Below are 24,497 nucleotides of genomic sequence, written 5' to 3'. Positions count from 1 at the left end.
AGGTGCTCTCCTCACGGGGCTACTCGAGGTGGGCGAGGCCGGGATGGACAGCGGTGTAGCCCTCGACGAGGCGGCGGGCCACGTTCACGGAGTCGACGAGCGGGTGGAGGGCGAAGGCCTTGACCGCCCGGGCGCGGGAGCCGGACTCGGTGGCCCGGAGCACCTCGCGTTCGACCGCCTTGACCGCGCAGACCAGGCCGGTGGCGTGGTCCGGCAGCGGGTCGACGGAGACGGGGTGCGCGCCGTTGGCGTCGACGAGACACGGGACCTCGATGACGGCTTCCGCGTCGAGTGCCGAAAGGGTGCTGCGGTTGCGGACGTTGAGGATCAGGGTGGTCCGTTCGTCGCGGGCGACGGCCCGCATCAGGGCGAGGGCCACCTTCTCGTAGCCGCCGGACAGGTCGTCCTCTTCGCGGTCCCCGGCGCCGGCGGTCTCGCGGTTCTCCGCCATGTAGGTGGCCTCGCGTTCGGCGCGGGTGCGGTTCCAGGTGTCCAGAGCGGGGGCGCCGGTGGCGTCGGGGTCGCCCACCTGCGCGTAGAAGCGGGCCTGCTGGTCGTGGAGGAAGGCGCCGCGGGTCTTCTCCGCCTGCTGGTAGGCGCGTACGGTCTCCCGGTTGAAGTAGTAGTAGTGCAGGTACTCGTTGGGGATCGCGCCGAGGGACTGGAGCCAGTCGGCGCCGAAGAGCCTGCCCTCCTCGAAGGAGCCGAGCAGGCGGCGGTCGGCGAGCAGGCGCGGTAGTTCGTCGCGGCCCTCGACCCGCAGGCCGCGCACCCAGCCGAGGTGGTTGAGGCCGACGTAGTCGATCCACGCCTCCTGCGGGTCCGCGCCGAGCACCCGGGCGATGCGGCGGCCGAGGCCGACCGGCGAGTCGCAGATGCCGATGACGCGGTCGCCGAGGTGGCGGGACATGGCCTCGGTGACCAGGCCCGCCGGGTTGGTGAAGTTGATGACCCAGGCGTCGGGGGCGAGGCGGGCCACCCGGCGGGCGATGTCGAGGGCGACGGGGACGGTGCGCAGTCCGTAGGCGATGCCGCCCGCGCCGACCGTCTCCTGTCCGAGGACGCCCTCGGCGAGCGCGACCCGTTCGTCGTTCGCGCGGCCCTCGAGGCCGCCGACGCGGATCGCGGAGAAGACGAAGTCGGCGCCGCGCAGGGCCTCGTCCAGATCGGTGGTGGTGGTGACCTCGGGGGCGTCGGGCACCCCGGCCGCCTGGTCGGCCAGCACCCGGGCGATCGCGTACAGTCGGCGGTCGTCCACGTCGTGGAGGACGACCCGGGTCACCCGCCCCTCGGCGTGGTCCTCGAGGAGCGCGCCGTACACCAGCGGTACCCGGAATCCTCCGCCGCCCAGAATCGTCAGTTTCACGTCTGCACCCTTCCCACCTCGGCGTCGCCGATGCCGTCGACGCCCCCGACACCAGCATGTCCGGCCGAGGAGTGCGGAGCGAACACCGGAGTACGAGCCGTCCGCGCGCCGTCGACGTGGCGCGGTCGCACCCGTTCGCGTCGATTCACGGGGTGAACTCTCCTCGCCCGGAAGGACTTTCCCGGTCACACCTCATTGACGGCCACGGGGCCGCGGAGCACATTGACGACACTCTGAGAGCGCTCTCAGGACGATCGGACCGGGCTCTCCGAGCACTCCCCTGTGCACCCGCATCCGTTTTCGCCTCCGTGTCCCCATCCGTATCCACCCCCGCATCCGAGAGGCAGCCCCCCACATGAGTGATCCCTCCGGCACCCCCCGCGGACTCCGGCCCCTCCGCAGACCCCGCCCGCTGCGGCGGGCGCTGCTCGCCGTCGTCGGCACGCTCGGGCTCACCGCGGCCGCCGTCACGGCCGCCGTCCCCTCGGCGAGTGCCGCCGCCCCGCCCCCGCCGTCGGGCTGGACCCAGGTCTTCGTCGACGACTTCAACGGAGCTGCGGGCAGCGGGATCAACACCTCCGACTGGCGGTACGCGACCGGCAAGGGATACCCGGGCGGCCCCGCCAACTGGGGTACCGGCGAGATCGAGACGATGACGTCGAACCCGGAGAACGTCTCCCTCGACGGCAACGGCAACCTCCGTATCACCCCGCGACGGGACGCCTCCGGCAACTGGACCTCGGGCCGTGTCGAGACCAACCGTTCCGACTTCCAGCCGCCCGCCGGGGGCACGCTGCGCGTCGAGAGCCGCATCCAGGTGCCGAACGTGACCGGCGCCGCCGCCAGGGGCTACTGGCCGGCGTTCTGGATGCTGGGCGCGCCCTACCGGGGCAACCACTGGAACTGGCCGTCCGTCGGCGAGCTCGACATCATGGAGAACACCCAGGGCAACAACACCGTCTTCGCCACGATGCACTGCGGCACCGCTCCCGGCGGGCCGTGCAACGAGAACAGCGGCATCGGCGGTTCGACCACCTGTCAGGGCACGACCTGCCAGGCCGGCTTCCACACCTACCGGTTGGAGTGGGACCGCTCCTCGAGCGTGGAGCAGATCCGTTTCTACCTCGACGGGAACAACTTCCACACCGTGCGGGAGAACCAGGTCGACGCGACGACCTGGAGGAACGCCACCGACCACGGCTTCTTCATCATCCTCAACGTGGCGATGGGCGGCGGCTTCCCCGACGCCTTCGGCGGCGGCCCGGACGGCGGCACCCAGCCCGGCCACTCGATGCTCGTCGACTACGTCCAGGTGCTGAGCTCCGGCGGCGGCACCACGCCCCCGCCGACCGGCGACCGGGACGCCTACGGCACCATCCAGGCGGAGTCCTTCGACGCCCAGTCCGGCACGATGACGGAGGCCACCTCGGACTCCGGCGGCGGCCAGAACGTGGGTGCGCTGGCGAGCGGTGACTGGCTGCAGTACAAGGGGGTCGATTTCGGCTCCTCCGCGGCCCGGCAGTTCTCCGCCCGGGTGGCGAGCGGCGCGCCGGCCGGGGTCAGCGGCCTGGTCGAGGTGCGTCTGGACAGCCGCGGCAACGCGCCCGTCGGGAGTTTCGCGGTGGGCAACACGGGCGGCTGGCAGTCGTGGCGGACCGTCCCGGCGAACATCACCTCCGTGACGGGCACGCACGACGTGTATCTGACCTTCACCAGCGGCCAGCCGCAGGACTTCGTGAACGTCAACTGGTTCACCTTCGGCCGCTGACCGTCCCCGGTGAGGGGGCCCCACGCGCACGTGGGGCCCCCTCACCCATGCGCTCGGCAGCCGGGGACCGGCGCCTCGACGTGTCCCCCGCCTGAAACGTCGTACTTTCACCGCTGAGGGTGAAGCGGCGTTCACTCCTTCGGACCGAAGGATTCCCCGGGGCGAGCGGGCGAGAAGCACGGGGACGGGCCCCGCCGGGATGTCTCGGAGGTGAAGGTTCCCGCTTCCCGGGACACCCTGTAGGTGGAGAGGCCCTCGACACCCAGGGAGCTGACGCGCAATGACCGAGGAGACGGGCGAGGCCGAAGGCGGAGGCGAGAACGGGGCCGGAGCCCGCCGGCCCGTCCGCCGGGGCCGGGCGGACCAGGGCCAGGGCCAGGACTTCGCGCGGACGGCGCACGACGCGACGGCGAGTCGTCCACCGAGTCCGGTCCCAAGGCGTGCGGACGGCTCATCCTGGAGCGAGGGGCGCCGGGCGTCCCGCCGCAGACCCGCGCGGTACACCCCGGGCGGCAGGGGACCCGCAGGAGCCGACGAGATGCTCGTACGAGACGGACGGAGCCGGCACAGTCCATGAAGACAGACCTCACCGACACCACGGCAAGCGATGTCAACAAGGCGCTGGTGCGGGGCCGCCGCGCCGGCGGCACCCCCGCCGTGGGCATGGTCCTGACGATGGTGATCGTCACGGACGAGGAGAACGCCTACGACTCGATCAAGGCCGCCGGGGAGGCCTCGCACGAGCACCCCTCGCGCATGCTCGTCGTCATCCGGCGCCAGGCCCGCAGCCCGCGCGAGCGCACCCGTCCGCGCCTCGACGCCGAGGTGCGGGTCGGTGCGGAGTCCGGTACCGGCGAGACCGTGGTCCTGCGGACCTACGGTGAGGTGTCCGACCACGCCGACTCCGTGGTGCTGCCGCTGCTGCTGCCGGACGCCCCGGTGGTGGTCTGGTGGCCGGTGGACGGGCCCGAGCACCCGTCGAGGGACCCGCTGGGCGCGCTGGCCCAGCGCAGGATCACCGACCTTTACACGGTCGAGCGTCCCCTGAAGGTGCTGGCCGCCCGGAGGCGCTGCTACGCGCCCGGCGACACCGACCTGGCATGGACCAGGCTGACGCCGTGGCGGTCCATGCTGGCCGCCGCCCTGGACCAGGCCCCGCTGACGGTGACCTCGGCGGCCGTGGAGAGCGAGGCCGACAATCCGAGCGCGGAGCTGCTGGCGCGCTGGCTGGAGGCCCGGCTGAAGGTGCCGGTCGAGCGGGTGGAGACGACCGGCCCGGTGGTCACCGGCGTGCGCCTGGGCACGGCGGACGGCGAGATCGCCATCGACCGCCCGGAGGGCCCGATGGCCACGCTGTCGCTGCCGGGGCAGCCGTCGCGGCGGCTCGCGCTGAAGGTACGTCCCCTCTCCGAACTGATCGCGGAGGAGCTCAGGCGCCTCGACGCGGACGAGATGTACGCCGTCGCCCTGCGCGGCGAGGCCACCGAGGAGGTCCCCGCCCATGTCTGACGCCCCCTCCCCCCGCACCGACCCGGCGCCCCCGGCGGGCCGCCCTGTCCGAACCCAGGAAGTGAACTGACATGCAGATCGGTCTTGTTGGTCTCGGCAAGATGGGCGGCAACATGCGTGAGCGCATCCGTGCCGCCGGACACACCGTCGTCGGCTACGACACGAACCCCGACCGCTCCGACGTCGGCCACCTGTCCGACCTCATCGACCGGCTCGACCTGCCGCGCGTCGTCTGGGTGATGGTCCCGGCCGGCACGGTCACCCAGCACGTCATCGACCAGCTGGGGAGCCTGCTCAAGCCCGGTGACACCGTCGTCGACGGCGGCAACTCCCGCTGGACGGACGACGAGAAGCACGCCAAGCAGCTGGGCGCCCGGGGCATCGGCTTCGTCGACGCGGGTGTCTCGGGCGGTGTGTGGGGACTGGAGCACGGCTACGCCCTCATGGTCGGCGGCGAGGAGGAGCACGTGGAGCGGCTGCAGCCGATCTTCGACGCGCTCAAGCCGGAGGGCCCGTACGGCTACGTCCACGCGGGCGGGGTCGGCGCCGGGCACTTCGCGAAGATGGTCCACAACGGCATCGAGTACGCGATGATGCAGGCCTACGCCGAGGGCTGGGAGCTCCTGGAGAAGGTCCACTCGGTGGACAACGTCCGCGAGGTGTTCCGCTCCTGGCAGCAGGGCACCGTCATCCGCTCCTGGCTGCTCGACCTGGCGGTCGACGCGCTCGACGAGGACGCCCACCTGGAGAAGCTGCGCGGCTACGCCGAGGACTCGGGCGAGGGCCGCTGGACCGTGGAGGCCGCGATCGACCACGCGGTGCCGCTGCCGGCGATCACCGCCTCCCTGTTCGCGCGGTTCGCCTCCCGGCAGGAGGACTCGCCGCAGATGAAGATGGTCGCGGCGCTGCGCAACCAGTTCGGCGGCCACGCGGTCGAGCCCGCGGACCGGGACGACCTGGACCGGGAACAGGAGCAGGAGCAGGAGGACTGGGCGTAGCGGTCGTGGGAGATCTCCTGCTGGCCCGGCACGGTGAGACGGAGTGGAGCAGGGCGGGACGGCACACCGGTGGTACCGATCTGCCCCTGACCCCGGGCGGCGAGGACCAGGCCAGGTCCCTGGCCCCGCTGCTCGCGGGCCGCGCCTTCGCGCTCGTGCTCACCAGTCCGCTGCTCCGCGCCCGGCGCACCGCCGAACTCGCGGGGCTGGCGGGGGCGGTGCCGGAGCCGGACCTGCGGGAGTGGGACTACGGCGGCTACGAGGGCGTCACCACCGCGGACATCCGACGCTCCCGGCCCGGCTGGGACCTGTGGACCGACGGGGTGCCGTCCGGTGCGGGCTCTCCCGGCGAGTCCGCGGCGCAGGTCGGCGAGCGGGCCGACCGGGTGCTGTCCCGGGTGGCCGGGGCGCTCGGGACGGGTGATGTGGTGCTCGTGGCCCACGGCCACCTTCTGCGGGTGCTGACCGCGCGGCGGCTGGGCCTGCCGCCCGCGGACGGGCGGCTGTTCCGGCTGGAGACGGGAACACTGGGCCGGCTGTCCCTGGAGCACGGCAGTCCGGTGCTCGCGGAGTGGAACACCCGCCCCTGAGGCCGTGGCGCCGGCGTCCTGCGCTACGGCTGGGAGGTGTGGGCGGCCGGTGTCCGGACGGCGTGCTGGGCGGCCAGCCGTACCGGTGCGTTGCGGGCGCCGTAGCCGCGGTGGCCGCCGTCGCGCTGGAGGAGTTCGAAGAACACCCGGCCGACGGTGCGGGTGTAGCAGTGCCGCAGGGTGCCGTGCTCGTCGCGGTCGTGGAGGATGCCCAGTTCGCGGTAGGTCTCCAGTTCCCCGTCGGCGAACTCGTGGCGGGCGGCGAGGTCGTCGTAGTAGTTCGCCGGGATCGGCAGCAGCGGGACGCCCGCCTCGCGCAGCCGGCGGGCCGCGGCGACCACGTCGTCGGTGGCGAACGCGATGTGCTGGGCGTGCACGGTGTCGTCGCCGGGCGCGGCCTGGACGGTGAGGACGATCCGGACGGTGCCGTCGGCGTTGCTGACCGCGCGGCTGCGCTGCAGCCCGTAGGGGTCGGCGACGTCGACGCTGCCCTCGGCCCGCAGCCCGAGCACGCCGCGGTGGAAGAGGGCCGCCTCGTCGAAGTGGTGCCAGGGCTGGGTGAGCGCGAGGTGGTCGATGCCCCGGACCCCCGGGGCGGCGACCGCGGCAGGCTGCCCGACGTCCTCGAAGTCGGCCCGCCAGCCGGCGGGCCGGGCGTCGCAGAAGAACAGTTCCGTGCCGTCGGGGGCGGCGACGGCGTCCAGCGGGACGTCCTGCGGGGCGCGGCGGCGCGGCAGGACGGGCGCCAGCAGGGCCTCGGCGCGGGCGGCGGCCCCGGCGGGGTCGGGCGACTCCAGGCCGACGGCGGCGAGCCGGGTGCCGTCGCGGCGCACGGCCGTGCCGGTGTTGACGAGGAGGCGGGCCTCGCCCTGCTGCCAGAGGTCGACGGGTTTGCTCCGGTGCCGGGCGGTGCGGGTGAAGCCGAGGGCGCCCAGCAGCGCGGTGAGCGGTTCGGCGTCGGCGGTGACGAGTTCGGCGAAGGCCACGCCGGTGGGGACGACGGGGGCGGGCGGCCGCGCCGTGCCCACCTCCTCCTGGAGGACCAGCAGGGAGCGCCGGGCGTCCACGGCGGTCGGGGCGGCCTCGGCCTGCCGGAACACGTCGTTGAACACCTCCAGGGACAGCGGCCCGTCGTAGCCGGTGCGCAGGACGTGCCGGACGAGTCCGGCGACGTCGAAGCCGCCCTGTCCGGGGAAGCAGCGGTGGTGGCGGCTCCACTGGAGGACGTCCATCGCGGGCAGCGGGGCGTCGGCCAGCTGGAGGAAGAAGATCTTCTCGCCGGGGATGTCCTCGATGCCCTTGGGGTCGGATCCCCTGGAGAGGATGTGGAAGCTGTCCAGGCAGGTGCCGAGCGCCGGGTGCCCGGCCGCCTCGACGATGCGCCAGGCATGGTCGTACGTGCTGACGTGCCGCCCCCAGGCCAGTGCCTCGTACGCGACGCGGATGCCGAAGTCCTGGGCCAGGTCGGCGAGTTCGCTCAGCTGCGCGGTGGCGAGGGCGTCGTCGTCGATCGCCTCGGGATCGACGCTGGAGCAGACCAGCACGGTGTCGGCGCCGAGTTCGCCCATCAGCTCGAACTTGTGCCGGGCGCGGCGCAGGTTGCGGGCGAACACCTCGGCGGGCACGGCCTCGATGTCCCGCAGCGGCTGGTAGAGGTCGATGCCGAGTCCGAGGTCGAGGCAGCGGGCGCGGATCTCCCGGGGCGTGAGCGGGCTGGCGAGCAGGTCGTTCTCGAAGATCTCCACGCCGTCGAAGCCGGCGCGGGCGGCGGCCGTGAGTTTCTCGGTGAGGGTGCCGCTGAGGGAGACGGTGGCGATGGACGTGCGCACGTCGGTACCTCTGCTTCCGTGCTCTGAAGGGGTGCGGGGACTGGGGGGGTGCGGGGACTGGGGGGCTGCGGGGCTGCGGGCTCAGGGTGCTATCGGGGTGCCGCGACGGGGCCGGTGAGTTCGGTGAGGTCGGCGAGCATGCGGGCCCGGTCGGGTTCCCGCCCGGTGAACAGGCGGAACGCGTCCGCGGCCTGGAAGGCCGCCATGCCCCCGCCGTCGAGGGTGGCGCAGCCGGCCGCGCGGGCGGTGCGCAGGAGCTCGGTCTCCAGGGGGCGGTAGACGACCTCGGCGACCCACAGTCCGGGGTGCAGCAGCTCCGCGGGCAGCGGCAGTCCCGGGTGGGCGGCCATGCCGGTGGGGGTCGCGTGCACCAGTCCGCCGCTGCCGTCGGCGGCGGCCAGCAGCTCCGGCAGCCGGTCCAGGGGGGCGGCGGCGGCGCGGTCCGCTCCGAAGGTCCGGTTCAGGGAGTCGGCGAGTTCGTCGGCCCGCTCGGGCAGGGCGTCGGCCACGGTGACCCGTCCGGCGCCGAGGGTGAGCACGGCGTGCGCGACGGCGGCGCCGGCGCCGCCCGCGCCGAGCTGCACCACCCGCTCCAGCGGCACGTCGGGCAGACCGCGGGCGAAGGAGGCGGCGAAGCCGGTGACGTCCGTGTTGTGGCCGACGGCCCGGCCGCCCTCGAAGACGACGGTGTTGACCGCGCCGAGCGCCTGGGCCTGCGGATCGAGTGCGTCGAGGTGCTCGACGACGAGCCGTTTGCACGGGTGGGTGATGTTGAGCCCGTCGAATCCGAGCAGCCGCGCGGCGCGCAGCAGCTCGCCCACCGCCTCGGGCGGTACGCCGATCGTGTCGAGGTCGAGGAGCCGGTACAGGCAGCGCAGGCCCTGCCGGTCGGCCTCCCGCTCGTGCAGCGCGGGGCTGAGCGACGGGCCGATGCCGGAGCCGATCAGCCCGACGAGATACGAGTCCTTGAGCACCGGGGCCTCCAGAAGACCACTCACTAATGTACGAACCAGTACGTTAGCTATATCAGCCGGTCGGGGCCGCATGGAAGCCCCGGCCGGCCGGTGACGGCTCCCTTCTACAATCACCGGCACTGCCCGCCCTCGCCCGAAGGAACCCCATGACCAGCGTCGAAGAACCGGCACGGCCCGGCGAGCGCATCCGTGACGCCGCCCGCACCAGGGCCGAGATCCTCGACGTGGCGACGCGGGAGTTCGCCCGGGCCGGCTACGACGGGGCCCGCGTCGACGAGATCGCCGCCCGCACCAGCACCACCAAGCGGATGATCTACTACTACTTCGGCGGCAAGGAAAAGCTGTTCACGGCCGTGCTGGAGCGCGCGTACGGCGTGATCCGCGAGGCCGAGCAGCAGTTGGACGTCGACCACCTGGACCCGGTGGCGGCCATCCGGCGGCTGGCGGAGGTGACCTTCGACCACCATGAGCAGCACCCGGACTTCATCCGCCTGGTGAGCATCGAGAACATCCACGGCGCGGAGCACATCACGGCCTCCGAGGAGCTCGGCCGCATGGGCTCGCCGGCGCTCGACGTGATCCGCCGGATCCTGGCCGCGGGGCAGGAGTCGGGCCTGTTCACGGCCGACGTGGACGCCGTCGACCTGCACGCGATGATCAGCTCGTTCTGCTTCTTCCGGGTGTCCAACCGGCACACCTTCGGCGCGCTGTTCGGCCGCGACCTGGTCGCCCCGGACCGGCGCGAGCACTACCGGGCGATGCTGGGCGACATGGTGATCGCGTACCTGACGGCGGAGCGGGCCGCGGGCTGACCGGCGCGGGACCTCGCCCCTCGGCCCCGGCGGATCCCGGGCCGACTCCGTACGACCTCACCCCTTGACACCGGGGGCCGTCGGGCGCAGCATCCCTTTCCAGCCGCGACTAACTATCCAGTGGGTTAATTAGCGCACCGGCTTCTCCCCTCAAGTTCATCCTCCGCGTACCGTCGTGGAGTCCCCTCGAAGGAGCCCGCCGTGTCCGTTCCCGCACCGCCCCGCGACGCCTCCCCGCCCGGACAGCCGAAGAAGGCGGCCGCCGCCGCCTGGATCGGCAGCGCCCTGGAGTACTACGACTTCTTCATCTACGGCAGCGCGGCGGCGCTGATCTTCCCGGAGGTGTTCTTCGACGACTCCGATCCGGCCACCGCGACCCTGCTGTCGCTGGCCACGTTCGGTGTCGCGTACGCGGCCCGGCCCGTCGGCGCGCTGTTCCTCGGCCACTACGGGGACCGGGTCGGCCGTAAGAAGATCATGGTCTTCACGCTGATGCTGATGGGCGTGTCGACGTTCCTCATCGGCTGTCTGCCCACCCGTGACCAGGTCGGCACCCTCGCCCCGGCCCTGCTGGTGCTGTGCCGCATCCTGCAGGGCATCTCGGCGGCCGGCGAGCAGGCCAGTGCGAACTCGATGACCCTGGAACACGCGCCACCCCACCGGCGCGGCTTCTTCAGCAGTTTCACCCTGAGCGGCACGCAGGGCGGCCAGCTGCTGGCCACGCTGGTCTTCATCCCGGTGGCCGCGATGCCCGAGGAGCAGTTGCTCTCCTGGGGCTGGCGGGTGCCGTTCTGGATGAGCGTCGCGGTCGCCGTGGTCGGGTACGTCATCCGCCGCAAGCTGGACGAGACCCCGGTCTTCGAGCAGCAGACCTCCACCGAGGGCGTGGTGAAGCTGCCGCTGGCCGTGCTGCTGCGCGAGCACTGGGCGGACGTCCTGCGGGTGGTCGCGGGTGCGCTGATCGCCTCGGTCAGCACGATCTTCACGGTGTGGGCGCTGGCGTACGCGACCAGTGACGCGGTCGGCATGTCCCGCACGTCGATGCTGTGGGTGGCCGCGCTGGCGAACGTCGCCGCGCTCGCCGCGATCCCGTTGTGGGCCGTGCTCTCCGACCGCATCGGCCGCCGCCCGGTCTTCCTGGTCGGTGCCGTCGGCAGCGCGGTGACGATGTTCCTGTACCTGTGGGTCGTCTCCACCGGCAACTTCGCCCTGACGATGCTGCTGGGCATCCTCGCCTTCGGTGTCGTGTACAGCGCCGCGAACGGTGTGTGGCCGTCCTTCTACGGCGAGATGTTCCCGACCCGGGTGCGGCTCTCGGGCATGGCGATCGGCACCCAGATCGGCTTCGCCGTGGCCGGCTTCGCGGTGACCTTCGCCGCGCAGATCGCCGGCCCGGACGGTGACGACTGGGCCGCGGTGGCCCTCTTCACGGCCGCCCTGTGCGTCCCGCCGGTGATCGCGGCGCTCACCGCCCGGGAGACCCACCGCATCCCGACCGAACTCCTCGGCGAACGCACGGCCGACGGCACACCCCAGCCGGAGAAGGTGACGGCCTGACCCCCACTCGCCCCGACCCCCGGAGCCGCCACCCGGCCCCGGGGGTCCCGCGTCGTCGCGGCCTCCCGTCCGCCCCGCCTACCGGTTGGACCACCCGCGCCGGCACAGCACCAGCCGGTAGCCGTCGGGGTCCTCGACGGTGACGCCCCACTCGTTCCAGTACGGATCGGGGGACGGGACCGCCGTGCCGCCGTGCTGCTCGAGCCGGGCGACCAGGTCGTCCGGGACCGGGCCGTCGAGGTAGATCACCAGCAGGTCCTCCTCGGTGGGCCGGGGCTCGACGGGCCGCCCGGGCTCGTGCACGAGTTCGAGGTGCCAGTCGGCGTCCGGCCACCCCAGCATCAGCAGGTCGTGCCCGCCGGGCGGGGCGCCGCCCCCGGTCCGCCACACCACGCTCAGTCCGAGCCCGCCGCACCAGAACCGCTCGGCCGCGGCGAGGTCCCGGGACGGACGGGCGATACGGATGTGCCTGCGGCCGTCGACGGACATGGTGACCTCTCCCCCTGGGGTGTGCTCCTCCGCGCCGGAACCGGCGCCGATCCGTTCCGCAGCGTAGACACCCCCTGGTCACCGGACCATCGGCCGTCCGGCGGGGGCCCCGGGCCCTACGCCCCGCCCCCCGGGGTCCTGCGCCCCGCCCCGAGGACCTACGACTCGCCGCGCCGGGGGATCCCGTAGGCCCGTTCCACCCGCAGTCGCAGCACCAGGCGGCGGTCGCGGACCATGGCGGCGCGGTAGTCGTCCCAGTCGGGGTGTTCGCCGTTGACGTCGCGGTAGAGCCGGATCAGCTCCTGCACCGTCTCGTCGTGCGGGTCGGCGGCTACGGGGGACAGTTCGGCGGTGCCCTCGGCGACCGTGTACGCCCAACGGTCGGGGGTGGTCACGTGGTAGGACGCCCGGGGGTCCCGCCGCAGGTTGCGGGTCTTGGCCCGGTCGTCGGTGAGCGAGACACGGATCAGCCGCTCGTCGGGGTAGTAGGCGTGGTTGACGTTCGACAGCTGGGGACGGCCGTCCCGTTTCAGCGTGACGAGCACGCCACCGTTGTGATCACCGATCAGTGCGAGCAGCGCGGGCAGTGTGTCCTGTGTCATAACCCGTGCAACGCCCGCACCGGCCCCGTCGTTCCCGTCCGCCCTCGCCGTCCGCCGGGATTCGCCGCTGTGTTCACCCGGTCCGACGAGGTCTGACGTGCTCCGGACGGGGTATCCCGGACTCAGCTCGGGAGCATGATCGAAGGAGTGGGCGATGGGACTGCTGCGGCAAGAGGCCGACCCGGCGGAGTGCGGACTGGACGCGAGGGCGCTGGACCGGCTGGACCGACACTTCGCGCACGAGGTCGACGAGGGGCGGCTGCCCGGCTTCCTCGTCGCCGTCGCACGGGGCGGGCGGGTCGCGCACCTGACGGCGTACGGGCGGCGGGACGTCGCGGCCGGACTGCCGGTGGAGGGCGACACGCTGTGGCGGATCTACTCCATGACCAAGCCGGTGACCGCCGTCGCCGCGCTGCTCCTCGTGGAGGAGGGCCGGCTGTCGCTGGACGATCCGGTCGGCCGTCACCTGCCGGCGTTCGCCGCACCGCGGGTGTACGAGAGCGGCTCCGGCGCCGGGATGCGCACGCGTCCCGCGGCCGGCCCCCTGCTCGTACGGCATCTGATGACCCACACCGCCGGGCTGACGTTCGCCTTCTACCACGCCCATCCGGTGGACGCGCTGTACCGCGAGGCCGGGCTGGACTCGTCGGTGGCGCCGGGTGCGGACCTCGCGGAAACGGTCGACGTGTACGCCGGTCTGCCGCTGCAGTTCGATCCGGGGACGCAGTGGAACTACTCGGTCGCCTCCAACGTGCTGGGGCGGATCATCGAGGTGGTGTCCGGTCGGCCGCTCGACGTCTTCTTCGCCGAGCGGATCTTCGGCCCGCTCGGGATGACGGACGCTGGTTTCCAGGTCGGTGACGAACAAGCGGGGCGGCTCGCCGAGTTGTACGGCGAGACGGAGGCCGGCGGCATCGAGCCCGTCGAGGGGCTGCCGCTGCGGGGCCGTCCCCGGTTCCTGTCCGGCAGCGGGGGGCTGGCGGCCTCCGCCCACGACATGCACCGCTTCATGGAACTGCTGCGCCGGCGGGGCGATCTGGACGGTGTCCGGCTGCTCGCCCCGAAGACGGTGGACCTGATGACCCGCAACCACCTTCCCGGCGGCGCCGATCTGCGTTCCTTCGGCAGCCGTCCGGCCCACGACGAGCCCGGCAACGAGGGCGTCGGCTTCGGCCTCGGCGTCTCCGTCGTCGTCGACCCGTCCCGTACGCGGGCCCCGTCCGGCCTCGGCACGTACGGCTGGACCGGGGTCGCCACCACCGCGTTCTGGGTCGACCCGGGCCGCGACCTGACCGTGCAGTTCTACACGCAGGTGCGGCCCCGGTCCTCCCACTCGGTCTTCCCGGACCTCAGGCGGCTGGTGCACGAGGCCGTGACCGGCTGAACGCGGGCCGTCAGAACCGGTGCGCCACCGCGTCCAGGTGGGGCAGGTCGTGGTCGAGGCGTTCCCGCTTGGTCCGCAGGTAGGTGATGTTGCTCTCGCACGGCGGTATCAACAGCGGCACCTGCTCGGCGACCTGGACACCGTGCCGTACCAACGCCTCGTGCTTGCGGGGGTTGTTGGACATCAGCCGTACCGACCGTACGCCCAGGTCCTGGAGCATGCCGGCGGCGACACCGTAGTCGCGGGCGTCCACCGGCAGGCCGAGGGCGAGGTTCGCCTCGACGGTGTCCAGCCCCTCCGCCTGCAGGGCCATCGCGCGCAGCTTCGCCAGCAGGCCGATGCCGCGGCCCTCGTGTCCTCTCAAGTAGAGGACGACACCGGCCCCTTCGGCGGCCACCGCGCGCAGTGCGGCGGCGAGCTGGTCGCCGCACTCGCAGTGCTGGGAGCCGAACGCGTCGCCGGTCAGGCACTCCGAGTGCAGCCGGGTCAGGACCCGGTCCGTGCCGATGTCGCCGTGGACCAGGGCGACTTGTTCGTCACCGCGGTCGTGGTCGAGGTAGCCGACCGCCTGGAACTTCCCGTACACGGTGGGCAACGGCGCATTCACGACACGTTCCACGCCGGTCCGCTGGGGCGGCTTCTTGGCGAGTACGCCTATGTTTTCTGTCATGATTCTCGAGTTCCTAAGCAGAGACGAAAGGCCGTGAGGGCATGAGTGGTTCACAAAAGCGGTCGGCGGCATACGGCCCGGTCCACGGTCTGTTGCCGGCGGATACTACAGAAGATGTACGGAATCGGGGCGCCGGCGTCTCACGGCAGATCGCGGTCCTTCCCGTCGGGAGTTTCGAGCAGCACGGCCCGTTCCTGCCGCTGGCGACCGACACCCTGGTGGCGTGCGCCGTCGCCGGGGAGATCGCCGGCGCGTACCCGGTGCACCTCCTCCCTCCGGTGACGATCTCGTGCTCGCACGAGCACGCTGCTTGGCCGGGTACCGTCTCCATCTCCTCCGTGACCCTTCACGCGGTGGTGCGGGACATCGCCGACTCGCTGCGCCGGTCCGGTGTGGAGACCCTGGTGCTGGTCAACGGGCACGGTGGGAACTACGTACTGGGCAACGTCGTTCAGGAATCCTCCGCCCGCGGCGAGCGCATGGCGCTGTTCCCGGCGCCGGAGGACTGGGAGACCGCGCGCCGGCACGCCGGCGTGGTCACCTCGCTGCTCACCGACATGCACGCGGGGGAAATCGAGACCTCCGTCCTTCTGCACACTCATCCCGAATTGCTCCGTACCGGTTATGAGACCTCCGATCACATCGCCGACGACCGGCGCAGGTTGCTCACCCTGGGAATGGCCGCCTATACCGATTCCGGTGTCATCGGACGCCCTTCACTGGGTTCCGCGGAAAAGGGCAGGGAGCTTCTGGCGAGCCTCGTGGATTCCTTCGGCGCGTATTTCTCGATGCTCACCTCCGACAGCACCGCGACGGAGGCGGCGGCCCCGGCCGGTGCGGCGGACGCCACCGGTGCGGCCGGCGCGGTGGGTGACGACGCGTAGGCCGTGTGCTTCCGGGCGCCGGGGACGGCGGCAGTGGTGGTGGCCGTCCGGCGCCCGGAGCGCAGTCCCGCGTACCAGCGGGCGAGGAGCACGATCACCCCGGGCAGGCTCGCCACGAGGCTGAGCACCCCGTAGACCACGGCGACGGCCAGCCCCCGGCCCGCACCCAGTCCCGCGGCGCCGAACGCCCAGGCGGCGACGCCCTCCCGGGGGCCCCAGCCGCCGACGTTCAGCGGCAGCGCCATGGCGAGCAGCGCCAGCACGCCCAGCGGCAGCAGCTCGGTGACCGCCGCGCCGACTCCGGCGACGCGGGCAGCGAGGACGAACATCGCCAGGTATCCGGCGAGCACCACGAGGGAGGAGAACAGCACGCCCGGCCCGTTGCGCCGGGACAGCAGCCCCTCGCGGACCTCGGCGAGCAGCCGCCGCGGCGCCCGGTCCCGGCGTGCGGACGCCGACCGGTTCATCCGCAGGGCGAGGGCGACGGCGCAGGCGCCGAGTGCGGCCAGGCCCACCAGGGGGACGGCCTGGCGCATGTCGTCCCGGACCGGGGACGGCATGGTCAGCAGCATCACGGCCCCGGCGGCGAACAGCGCCAGCTGTCCCGCGGCCCGCTCCAGCACCACGGACCGCACCCCGCGGCCCAGGTCGCCGGTGCTCTGCCCGTGCCGCACCGCGCGGTGGACGTCGCCGAGGACGCCCCCGGGCAGGGCCGCGTTCAGGAACAGGGCGCGGTAGTAGTCGGCGACGGCCGGAGCGAGCGGCAGCCGGATCCTCAGGCCCCGGGCCACCAGGGCCCAGCGCCAGGCGCTGAACACGGTGGTCACCAGCCCGATCCCGAGCGCCGCCAGCACGGCGGGCCCGTCGATCCTGCTCAGCCCGTCGAGGAGGACACCGGTGCCCAGGCGCCACAGCAGCACGGCGAGGATGAGGACACCGGCGATGCTGCCGAGGCGGGTGCGCGCGGCGGGGGTGCCCAGCCGGGCGAGGAGGGCGCGCGGGGCGCCGCCGGGGCGTGGTACCGGGGGGTCCGGGGCCGGTGTTCCCACCGTCCGGGCACTCACGCGGCGGCGCCCGAGGGCCGGCACAGGGCGAGCAGGTCGTGGTGGTGGACGACGACCCGCAGTTCGCCCGCCGCGCAGGCCTCCAGGCGCTCGGTCAGGTAACGGTCCGCGGGCTCCGCCAGTTCGGGGCGTTCCTCGACCGCCGCGCCGACCCAGCCCCGCAGCCACTGCGCGGTCAGTTCGGCCTGTTCGGGGCCGAGCCGCCAGGGGCTCGGGTCGAGCCGTACGGTCGCGCCGTGTTCGGCGAAGGCCTCCGCGGCGACGGTGGCCGCGTCCGGGCCGAGCAGTCCGTCCCGGCGCTGGTGGGCGTTGAACGCCTCGGTGATCTCCTGGTCCAGCGGGTGCGGCGCGGTCAGTTCGACGCGTCCGGCCACTGAGAGCGTGAGCAGGGCCGGACAGCCGGCTCCGGCGCAGGCGGCGGCGAGGGCGTCGACGTCCTCGCGGGTGAGGACGTCGAGCAGTGCGGACGCGGTGACCAGGGAGGCGCCGGACAGGGCCTCCGGGGTGAGCCGGGCGACGTCGCCGCGCCGGGTCTCCACGCTGACCCGGCTGCCGTCGGCGGCGGACCGCGGGGAGGCGACGGCGGCGAAGTGCAGGAGGTAGGGGTCCCGGTCGTGCAGGATCCAGTGCTGGGCGCCGTCCAGCCGGGGTGCGAGCCAGCGGCCCATGGAGCCGGTGCCGCAGCCGATGTCGTGGACGACGAAACCGCCGGCCCGCCGCGGCAGGTTGGCGAGCCGGATGCGCAGCGGGTCGAGCAGGTCGTGGGCGCGCGCGTAGGCGTCGGCGGGCTCCCGCAGTTGGAGCCACTCGGGCGCGTACCGGGGAGGTTCCTCGGTGTCGGCGGTGTCGGCGGTGGCGGCCTCCCGCAGCCGGAGGGTGTCCCGCTCGCCGGGACGGAGCGCGGGACCGGCCCCGGGGATGACGGACTGCCGGGCGGCGGGGCCGTCCGGTGCCGTCGGCCGCGCCCCCTGGGCCGTCTGCGTGGTCTGCGTGATCTGCGTGGTCTGCACTGGTGACGGGCTGGTCATGCGGCCCTCCGGGGCTCGGTCGGAAGCCGGCGCAGTACCGCCGCCAGGCTCTGTGCGGTGCTCGCCCAGCCGCCGAGCGCGGCACGCCGGCCGCGTGCGGCCGCCTTCAGCCGGCGGCGGACGTCCGCCTCGCCGAACCAGCCGCGGAGCTCGACGGCGATGGCGGCGGGGTCCTCCGGCGGTACGAGGATGCCGGGCACCCCGCCGTCGGGGGCGCGGCCGACCGCCTCGGGCAGGCCGCCGACGTCGGTGGCCAGGACCGGGATGCCGCGCGCCAGCGCCTCGGTGACCGCCATGCCGTACGTCTCGGCGTACGAGGTGAGGACCATCAGGTCGGCGGCGGCGTAACTGGCGTCGAGTTCGGCGCCGGATTTCGGTCCCGCCAGCTCCAGCCGGTCCTGGAGGCCGTACTTTCCGATCAGGGACCGCAGATGGGCGACGTACTCGGGGTCGTGGCCGAGCCCGCCGACCAGCGCGCAGCTCCACGGCAGGTCGGACACCGCCGCCAGCGCCTCGACCAGCCGGTGCTGGCCCTTGCGCGGAGTCACCGCGGCGACGCACAGCAGCCGGGAGACGCCGTCGGTGCCGGAGGCCAGGGGCGCGATGTCGGCACCGGGAGCGGCGACGTGGACCCGGTCGGGTGCGAGGCCGTGGTGGGAGACCAGGCGGCGTACCGCCCAGTCGCTGGTGCCGATGACGGCCGGCACCGCGCGCAGCACCGTACGCTCACGGGCGTCCAGGTCGGCGGCGACCGCCGGGTCGAGCCCGGTCTCGTCGCCGAGCGGGAGGTGGACGAGGACGGCCATCCGCAGCCGTTCCGCCTCCGGGACGACGATCTCGGGGACCCCGCAGGCGACCAGTCCGTCCAGCAGGACGACGGCGCCGTCGGGCAGTTCGCGCAGGGTGCGAGCGAGCGCGGTGCGGGCGGCGGCGTCCGGGCGGGGCCAGTCGCCGGCCACGGCGTGCCGCTGCACCTGCCAGCCGAATCCGGGCAGGTCCAGGCAGACCCGCCGGTCGTAGGCGTTGCCGCCGCTGGGTGCGGCCGGGTCGTCGACGCCGCCCGGCATCAGGAAGTGCACGGAGCGCAGGGACATGGGGATGATCCCTCCGTTGCCCGGGTGGGAGGCCTGCTGGGGGACGTAGTCCAGGCGGGCCCGCTGGGCGGCCGGGTCGGTCACGGGCGCGGTCACCGTGGCGGTGGCGGTGGCGGTGGTGTCGTTCACAGCTCACGCTCGTAACTCGCCCAGGCGATGTGCGACTCGTGCAGGGTGACCGTGAGCCCCTTGATGCCCTTGGCTCCCTCGCCCAGCGCGCCCTTGTGGATGCGCTCGGCCATCCGGTCGGCGATGACCTTGGCCAGGAACTCCGTGGAGGTGTTGATCCCCGCGAAGTCGGGTTCGTTGTCGAGGTTGCGGTAGTTCAGCTCGCCGACGACGGCCCCGAGTTCCTGCGTCGCGAGACCGATGTCGACGACGAGGTTGTCCTCGTCCAACTGTTCGCGCCGGAACGTGGCGTCCACCAGGAACGTGGCCCCGTGCAGGCGCTGGGCCGGTCCGAAGACCTCGCCATGGAAGCTGTGGGCGATCATGATGTGATCGCGGACGGTGATGCTGAACAACGGACGACCCTCCAGGTGCGGCGCGTCTGCTCCCCGGCCGATCGCCGCCGGGGATGCCGTGTAGTACGGCTGTTCGCCGTGCGGCGTTCAGCCTTCGGTCCGTCTTTTCTCAGGTCAGACGGTGGCCCTTCGATCAGGGCGTGACGTGGTCGTAGCGGACGAGGTGGCACAGGGCCGGGATCTCGCCGGAGGCGAGGCGGGGCATGACGCCGGGCAGCTCCTCGAACGCGGACTCGCCGGTGATCAGCGCGTCGAGCGCGGGGTCGGCCAGCAGGTCGAGGGCGAGGGCGAGCCGGTCGGCGTAGCTGCGGCCGGGGCGGGCCGGGGAGACCGTGCCGACCTGGCTGCTGCGGACGGTGAGCCGCCGGGAGTGGAAGGCCTCGCCCAGCGGGAGGCTCACCTTCCGGTCGCCGTACCAGCTCAGTTCGATCACCGTGCCCTCGGCGCCGAGCAGTTCGAGCGCCCGGGTGAGTCCCTGCTCGGTGGCGCTGGCGTGCACGACCAGGTCGCAGTCGCCCAGGGCGTCCTCGGGCAGGGCGAAGCCGACGCCGAGGGCCTCGGCGGTCTCTGCGCGCGCGGGGTCGGCGTCGACGAGCTGGACGCGTACGCCGGGGAAACGGGCCAGCAGCGCGGCCACCGAGCTGCCGACCATGCCGCCGCCGACGACGGCGATCCGGTCGCCGATCAACGGCGCCGCGTCCCACAGGGCGTTGACGGCGGTCTCCACGGTGCCGGCCAGCACGGCCCGGCCGGCGGGCACCTGGTCGGGCACGGGGGTCACGGCGCTCGCCGGGACGACGTAGCGGGTCTGGTGCGGGTAGAGGCAGAAGACCGTGCGCCCGACGAGTGCCGCCGGCCCCTCCTCCACCACGCCCACGTTGAGGTAGCCGTACTTCACCGGCCCCGGGAAGTCGCCCTCCTGGAACGGCGCGCGCATCGCCGTGTGCTGGCTCTCGGGCACCCCGCCGCGGAAGACGAGGGTCTCCGTGCCGCGGCTCACCCCGGAGTACAGCGAGCGCACCAGCACCTCGTCCTGGCCGGGAGTCGGCAGGGCGATCTCGCGGATCTCACCCCGTCCGGGTGAGTCGAGCCAGAAGGCACGCGCGGTGTGGTTCATCGAATTCCTCCTGAACGAACGGCAAGTTGCACCCGTACCGAGTGGTGCACAGGCCGCGCACAAGGTAGCGGCGTTGATCGACTCTGTCACACGGCCGGAGGGTGTTCGGTGGCCCTGAACAACAGTTACGACGCGAGGCTCGTACAGCAGGAGACCGCTGTGGGGGCGGGCGTACAGGTTCTGCTGCTGGCGCTTCTCGGTACGGCGATCGGTATGGGACCGGCGGGCTGGCTGACCGGCCTCGCGTTCGCGGTCGCCACCTGGGCGGTGCTCTCCCGGGCCCTGCACCGCTCCCGGCCGCGCTCGTTCGGTCCGGCCAACCGGGTGACGCTCGGCCGGGCGATCCTGGTGGGCGGGGTGACCGCGCTGGTCGCCGACTCCTTCCAGGACACTCCGCCCGTCTCCCTCCTCGTCGGCCTGACCGCCGTGGCCCTCGTCCTCGACGGGGTGGACGGCAAGGTGGCCCGCAGGACCGGCACGTCGACCGCGCTGGGCGCCCGTTTCGACATGGAGGTCGACGCGTTCCTCATCCTGGTGCTCAGCGTGTACGTGTCGATGGCGATGGGCCCCTGGGTGCTGCTGATCGGCGTCATGCGGTACGTCTTCGTCGCCGCGGCCCGGGTGTGGCCGTGGCTGAACGCCGCCCTCCCGCCGAGCACGGCCCGCAAGACGGTGGCCGCGCTGCAGGGCGTCCTCCTGCTGGTGGCGGGCGCGGACCTGCTGCCGCACCTGGTCAACGTCGGGGTGGTGGCGCTGTCCCTGGGCCTGCTGCTGTGGTCGTTCGGCCGTGACGTCCTGTGGCTGTGGCGCACCTCGCGGCTGCGGCCCGCCGCCCGCGCCGAACAGCCGGTGCGCGAACTCGTCGCGGGGTGACGCCCCGTCGGGGGCCGACCGGGGCTCGGCTGCTCGGAGTTCGGTTGCCCGGGGCTCGGCTGCCGCGAGTCCCAGCGGCACGGGGGCGTGTTCTCCGGGGCCATGATCCGCAGAGTGCCGTGGAGCCGGCCTGCCGCCTGGTCCGCCTCTGGTCCGTCTTCAACGCGAAACGCATCTGGGAGATCGGACGGGTGGGAGCTTAGCGAGTGCCCCGGGGCAACGGGCGAACGAAAACCCGGGCGGCAGTGCGCGACCGGGTGAGTGCCCGGCCCGTCGCACTGCCCGGCGCGCACCCGCCGGTCCCGTCAGCCGCGCCGGGGCAGCAGTCCCACCGCCACCGCCGTGACGAGGGCCAGGACCAGCCAGGGGATCGCCGGAGGCAGGCCGGCGTCCAGTAGGGTGCCGGTCGCCGAACTGCCGACCAGCACGATCAGACCGGACACGGAGGACAGCGCTCCGGTGTAGAGGCCGAGCCGGCCGTCCTCGGCGAGGTCGGGGACCCAGGCGCGGGCCACGGGCGCGACCAGCATCTGGCCGAAGGTGAGCAGGACGACGAACCCGGCCGCCGGAGCGAGGGCCGGCCACCCGGTGGGGCGTGCCGCCGCGGCCGCCCCCGCCACCACGGCGAACCCCGCCGCGATCAGCAGCAGCCCGGTCGCCATGGACCGGCGCATCGTCAGCCGCTTTCCCGCCCAGCGGGTCACGGGCAGTTGGACGGTCACCACCAGCAGCGAGGACAGCGCGAACAGCCAGGCCGGCGACGCCTGCGAACCGGTGACGCGCTCCACCTCGGCGGGCAGCGCGAGATACATCTGGTTGTACGCGAGCAGGAAGGCGCCGTACGCGCAACACAGGGCGAGGAAGGGCCGGTTGCGCAGCACCAACCACGGCCCGCCCCTCACCGGCACCCGCGTCCGTCCCGGTATGCGCTGGGGCAGCAGCCGGGCGTGCCCGGCGAGGACCAGGACGAAGACCCCGGCGCCCGCGAGGCACGCGGTGCGGAAGCCCACGGCCAGCAGCAGCGCCCCGAGCAGCGGACCGACGAACGCCCCCGCCTGCCCCGCCACGGTGAACAGCGCGAGGACGCGGGTACGGGCCTGGCCGCTCTCCTCCTCCCACACGACGGCCTGCCGGGCCACCTCGGACTCGACGGCCGGGGAGAACAGGGCGGCGGCGAACCCGATCAGCAGCACCGCGCCGATCACCGCCCAGGTCCGTCCGGCGTACCCGAGCCACACGAACCCGGCGATCCTGAGGGCGCAGCCCGCGAGGACCACGGGCCGGATGCCGTACCGGTCGGCCAGTGCCCCGCCCACCACGAACAGCCCCTGCTGGCTGAACGTCCTGAGTCCCAGCACCAGCCCGACCAGCCAGCCCGCCATGCCCACGGTCTGTCCCAGGTGGGTGGCGAGGAAGGGCAGGACGGCGTAGAAGCCGATGTTGAAGGCGAGTTGGGTGAGGATGAGCAGCCGCAGCAGCGGGGAGAGCCGTGTGCGGCGGCGGCCGGGCGCCGTGCGCGACCCGAGCCATGGGGACAGGTACGTCATCGTGCCTCCGCCAACTTCCGTTCGGTGTCCGGACTTCCGGGACACTTCACCTCACCCGGGGTCATGCTCCCCGGGCCGCCGCGGACGCTCCGGCCCGGCCCACGCCGACGCAGCCCGCCCGCCGCGGTGACCGCCAGCGCGCCGAGCAGGCAGAGCACGGCGGCCGGGGCGAGGACGGCCCAGGGGGCTCGCTCGGCGTAGGGCTGGTTCTCGGCGAGGAGCAGGCCCCATTCCGGGGACGGCGGCTGGGCGCCGAGCCCGAGGAAGCCGAGGGAGGCGAGGGCGAGCGCGATCCCGGGCAGCCTCAGCAGGGCGTGCCGCAGCACGGGCGGCAGGACGGCGGGCAGCAGGACGCGGCGCAGCAGGTGCCGGCGGCCGGCGCCCAGGCTTCTGGTGGCCGCGAGGTGCGCGGTGGCGCGTTCCTGGAGCAGCAGCGCGGAGGTGTGCGCGGCGAGCGGCGCCCAGGCCACGGCGGTCACGGCGAGTGCGGGTGTGGCGACGCCGCCGCCCGCGACGGCGGTGACGAGCAGCGCGACGAGCACCGGCGGTACGGCGTTCGTCGTGTCGACGAGTGCCCCGGACAGGCGCGGCACCAGCCCCAGCAGCACGCCGATGACGAGCGCGGCGGAGCTGATCGCGAGGGCGAGCAGCAGGGTGTCGAGGGCGCCGTGCCCGACCCGGGCGAGCATGTCCCGGCCGAGGGCGTCGGTACCGAACGGGTGGGCCGGAGAGGGGGGTCGGAGCCGCTCCCCGGTGTTCAGGGCGAGCGGATCCCGGGGCAGTCCGGCCACGACGACTGCCGCCAGGACGGCACCGTAGGCGAGGGGCAGGCCCCGACGGGCCGGCGGCAGCGGACGGTGCAGGGTCGGCAGGGCGCCGTCGCGCAGGGCGGGCCCGGTGAGCAGCCGGGTGGCGAGCCGGCAGGCGCCGGTGACGAGGGCCGCGAGCAGGACGAGTGCGAGGGTGCCCGCCTGGAGCACGGGCAGATCCTGCGCGAGGGCCGCCTGCAGGGTGGTGCGGCCGAGTCCGGGGATGTCGAAGACCTGCTCGACGGCGACGGCCCCGCCGGTCAGCCCGACGACGAACAGCCCGATGTTCGGCAGCAGAGCGGGCAGACAGCGGCGTACCGCCTGGCGGGCCACGCGTCCGCCGGGGATGCCCCGGGCGGCGGCGCTCCGGGCCCAGGGTTCGCCGAAGGCGCCGGGCAGCAGGTCGTCGAGGAGCCGGCCGAGGACGGCTCCCGCGGGCAGGCCGAGCGCGAGCGCGGGCAGCACCGTCCACCGGGGCCCGTACCAGCCGAGGGCGGGCAGCCATCCCCACTGCACCCCGACGACGGTGGCGAGCACCGACGCGAGGAGGAACTCGGGCAGGGCGGCGAGCACGGCGGACCCGCTGCCCGCGGCCCGCCGCCGCTCCCCGGTCCTTCCGCGCGCGCCCCGCCGAAGGGTGCGGGCGCACACCAGCGCGGCGGTGATGGCGGCGACGAGGAGCGCCGCCGCCATCAGCAGCAGGGAGGCGCCCAGGGCCTGGAGCACACCGGGCATGACCTCACTGCCGGAGATCCACGACCGTCCGGCGTCCCCGTGCCACAGGCCGCGCAGCCACTGCCCCAGCAGCCGCACCGGCCCCGCGTCGAGCCCGAGTCGGTCCCGGATGTCCGCGAGCACCTCGGGGGTGGGGTCGCGGTCGGCCGACCGTGCCTTGAGCACGGTGAGCGCGGGGTCGGTGCGGGAGAGCCAGGGCAGCAGGCCGATGCCGCACACGAGGGCGGCTGCGAGCGCGATGCGCCACAGGAGTGTGGCCATGTGCCGTCGCACG

General features: G+C 73.6%; 21 protein-coding genes and 1 pseudogene. 9 read left to right on the top strand and 13 right to left on the bottom strand.

Annotated elements, in window-relative coordinates; translation table 11 throughout:
• Positions 1 to 19 precede the first annotated feature (19 nt).
• Positions 20 to 1,366: a 6-phospho-beta-glucosidase gene (locus ACWEQO_RS11220; RefSeq protein WP_452981486.1), complete on the bottom strand. Its 1,347-nt coding sequence runs from the start codon at positions 1,364 to 1,366 to the stop codon at positions 20 to 22.
• Positions 1,367 to 1,721: 355 nt separating this feature from the next.
• Here ACWEQO_RS11220 and ACWEQO_RS11215 point away from each other — a divergent pair, with 355 nt between their 5' ends.
• The 4 genes from ACWEQO_RS11215 to ACWEQO_RS11200 all read left to right on the top strand — a co-directional run bounded on the left by ACWEQO_RS11215 (position 1,722) and on the right by ACWEQO_RS11200 (position 6,231).
• On the top strand, positions 1,722 to 3,134 hold the full coding sequence (locus ACWEQO_RS11215; protein WP_452981483.1) for a glycoside hydrolase family 16 protein: 1,413 nt from the start codon (positions 1,722 to 1,724) through the stop codon (positions 3,132 to 3,134).
• Between the two features lie 573 nt (positions 3,135 to 3,707).
• On the top strand, positions 3,708 to 4,643 hold the full coding sequence (gene opcA, locus ACWEQO_RS11210; RefSeq protein ID WP_452981480.1) for a glucose-6-phosphate dehydrogenase assembly protein OpcA: 936 nt from the start codon (positions 3,708 to 3,710) through the stop codon (positions 4,641 to 4,643).
• Between the two features lie 71 nt (positions 4,644 to 4,714).
• Positions 4,715 to 5,641 (top strand): phosphogluconate dehydrogenase (NAD(+)-dependent, decarboxylating), encoded by a 927-nt coding sequence (gnd, locus tag ACWEQO_RS11205; protein ID WP_452981477.1) that lies wholly within the window; start codon positions 4,715 to 4,717, stop codon positions 5,639 to 5,641.
• Positions 5,642 to 5,646: 5 nt separating this feature from the next.
• Entirely contained in the window at positions 5,647 to 6,231 is a 585-nt protein-coding gene (locus ACWEQO_RS11200; RefSeq protein WP_361456303.1) for a histidine phosphatase family protein, read from the top strand.
• Between the two features lie 23 nt (positions 6,232 to 6,254).
• Here the strand turns inward: ACWEQO_RS11200 and ACWEQO_RS11195 are convergent, their stop codons facing one another.
• Together ACWEQO_RS11195 and ACWEQO_RS11190 are read right to left on the bottom strand one after the other, a co-directional pair.
• Entirely contained in the window at positions 6,255 to 8,060 is a 1,806-nt protein-coding gene (locus tag ACWEQO_RS11195; RefSeq protein ID WP_452981474.1) for a bifunctional sugar phosphate isomerase/epimerase/4-hydroxyphenylpyruvate dioxygenase family protein, read from the bottom strand.
• Positions 8,061 to 8,149: 89 nt separating this feature from the next.
• Complete coding sequence (locus ACWEQO_RS11190) at positions 8,150 to 9,034, bottom strand: shikimate dehydrogenase (protein WP_361456455.1); 885 nt, start codon at positions 9,032 to 9,034, stop codon at positions 8,150 to 8,152.
• 146 nt (positions 9,035 to 9,180) lie between these two features.
• On the opposite strand from ACWEQO_RS11190, the gene ACWEQO_RS11185 reads away from it, so the two are divergent.
• Together ACWEQO_RS11185 and ACWEQO_RS11180 are read left to right on the top strand one after the other, a co-directional pair.
• On the top strand, positions 9,181 to 9,846 hold the full coding sequence (locus ACWEQO_RS11185) for a TetR/AcrR family transcriptional regulator (protein WP_361456297.1): 666 nt from the start codon (positions 9,181 to 9,183) through the stop codon (positions 9,844 to 9,846).
• A 201-nt stretch (positions 9,847 to 10,047) separates the two neighbouring features.
• Entirely contained in the window at positions 10,048 to 11,403 is a 1,356-nt protein-coding gene (locus ACWEQO_RS11180) for an MFS transporter (protein ID WP_361456294.1), read from the top strand.
• Between the two features lie 78 nt (positions 11,404 to 11,481).
• On the opposite strand, the gene ACWEQO_RS11175 is transcribed toward ACWEQO_RS11180, so the two are convergent.
• Positions 11,482 to 11,892 (bottom strand): VOC family protein, encoded by a 411-nt coding sequence (locus tag ACWEQO_RS11175; protein WP_452981470.1) that lies wholly within the window; start codon positions 11,890 to 11,892, stop codon positions 11,482 to 11,484.
• Positions 11,893 to 12,050: 158 nt separating this feature from the next.
• Positions 12,051 to 12,494, bottom strand: a complete 444-nt coding sequence (locus ACWEQO_RS11170) for a PPOX class F420-dependent oxidoreductase (RefSeq protein ID WP_361456288.1) — start codon at positions 12,492 to 12,494, stop codon at positions 12,051 to 12,053.
• Between the two features lie 154 nt (positions 12,495 to 12,648).
• On the opposite strand from ACWEQO_RS11170, the gene ACWEQO_RS11165 reads away from it, so the two are divergent.
• The gene (locus ACWEQO_RS11165; protein WP_452981466.1) at positions 12,649 to 13,878 is read left to right on the top strand and encodes a serine hydrolase domain-containing protein; all 1,230 of its coding nucleotides are present in this window, start codon (positions 12,649 to 12,651) and stop codon (positions 13,876 to 13,878) included.
• Positions 13,879 to 13,888: 10 nt separating this feature from the next.
• Here the strand turns inward: ACWEQO_RS11165 and ribA are convergent, their stop codons facing one another.
• Positions 13,889 to 14,548, bottom strand: a complete 660-nt coding sequence (gene ribA / locus ACWEQO_RS11160; protein ID WP_361456282.1) for a GTP cyclohydrolase II — start codon at positions 14,546 to 14,548, stop codon at positions 13,889 to 13,891.
• 41 nt (positions 14,549 to 14,589) lie between these two features.
• Here ribA and ACWEQO_RS11155 point away from each other — a divergent pair, with 41 nt between their 5' ends.
• Positions 14,590 to 15,432, top strand: coding sequence for a creatininase family protein (locus ACWEQO_RS11155; protein WP_361456279.1), 843 nt, complete (start codon positions 14,590 to 14,592; stop codon positions 15,430 to 15,432).
• 158 nt (positions 15,433 to 15,590) lie between these two features.
• Here ACWEQO_RS11155 and ACWEQO_RS11150 read toward each other — a convergent pair.
• From ACWEQO_RS11150 to ACWEQO_RS11130, 5 genes and pseudogenes are all read right to left on the bottom strand, one after another.
• Positions 15,591 to 16,352, bottom strand: a pseudogene (locus ACWEQO_RS11150) (lysylphosphatidylglycerol synthase transmembrane domain-containing protein); the annotation flags it as partial.
• Between the two features lie 140 nt (positions 16,353 to 16,492).
• Entirely contained in the window at positions 16,493 to 17,524 is a 1,032-nt protein-coding gene (locus ACWEQO_RS11145) for a class I SAM-dependent methyltransferase (RefSeq protein WP_452981461.1), read from the bottom strand.
• Complete coding sequence (locus ACWEQO_RS11140; protein ID WP_452981458.1) at positions 17,521 to 18,747, bottom strand: glycosyltransferase family 4 protein; 1,227 nt, start codon at positions 18,745 to 18,747, stop codon at positions 17,521 to 17,523. Before ACWEQO_RS11140 ends, ACWEQO_RS11145 begins: the two co-directional genes overlap by 4 nt.
• Complete coding sequence (locus ACWEQO_RS11135) at positions 18,744 to 19,142, bottom strand: 6-pyruvoyl trahydropterin synthase family protein (RefSeq protein ID WP_361456273.1); 399 nt, start codon at positions 19,140 to 19,142, stop codon at positions 18,744 to 18,746. The genes ACWEQO_RS11140 and ACWEQO_RS11135 overlap by 4 nt, the downstream gene beginning before the upstream one ends.
• Positions 19,143 to 19,275: 133 nt before the next feature.
• Positions 19,276 to 20,259 (bottom strand): zinc-dependent alcohol dehydrogenase, encoded by a 984-nt coding sequence (locus ACWEQO_RS11130; RefSeq protein ID WP_361456270.1) that lies wholly within the window; start codon positions 20,257 to 20,259, stop codon positions 19,276 to 19,278.
• Positions 20,260 to 20,367: 108 nt separating this feature from the next.
• Here ACWEQO_RS11130 and ACWEQO_RS11125 point away from each other — a divergent pair, with 108 nt between their 5' ends.
• A complete protein-coding gene (locus ACWEQO_RS11125) occupies positions 20,368 to 21,132 on the top strand; it encodes a CDP-alcohol phosphatidyltransferase family protein (protein ID WP_452981453.1) in 765 nt (254 codons plus the stop codon).
• 305 nt (positions 21,133 to 21,437) lie between these two features.
• On the opposite strand, the gene ACWEQO_RS11120 is transcribed toward ACWEQO_RS11125, so the two are convergent.
• Entirely contained in the window at positions 21,438 to 22,679 is a 1,242-nt protein-coding gene (locus ACWEQO_RS11120; RefSeq protein ID WP_452981450.1) for an MDR family MFS transporter, read from the bottom strand.
• On the bottom strand, positions 22,676 to 24,484 hold the full coding sequence (locus ACWEQO_RS11115) for an ABC transporter permease subunit (protein WP_452981447.1): 1,809 nt from the start codon (positions 24,482 to 24,484) through the stop codon (positions 22,676 to 22,678). Before ACWEQO_RS11115 ends, ACWEQO_RS11120 begins: the two co-directional genes overlap by 4 nt.
• Between the last annotated feature and the right edge of the window lie 13 nt (positions 24,485 to 24,497).

This window comes from Streptomyces sp. NPDC004051, assembly GCF_053604275.1.
This window is presented reverse-complemented; position numbering and strand designations above follow the sequence as displayed.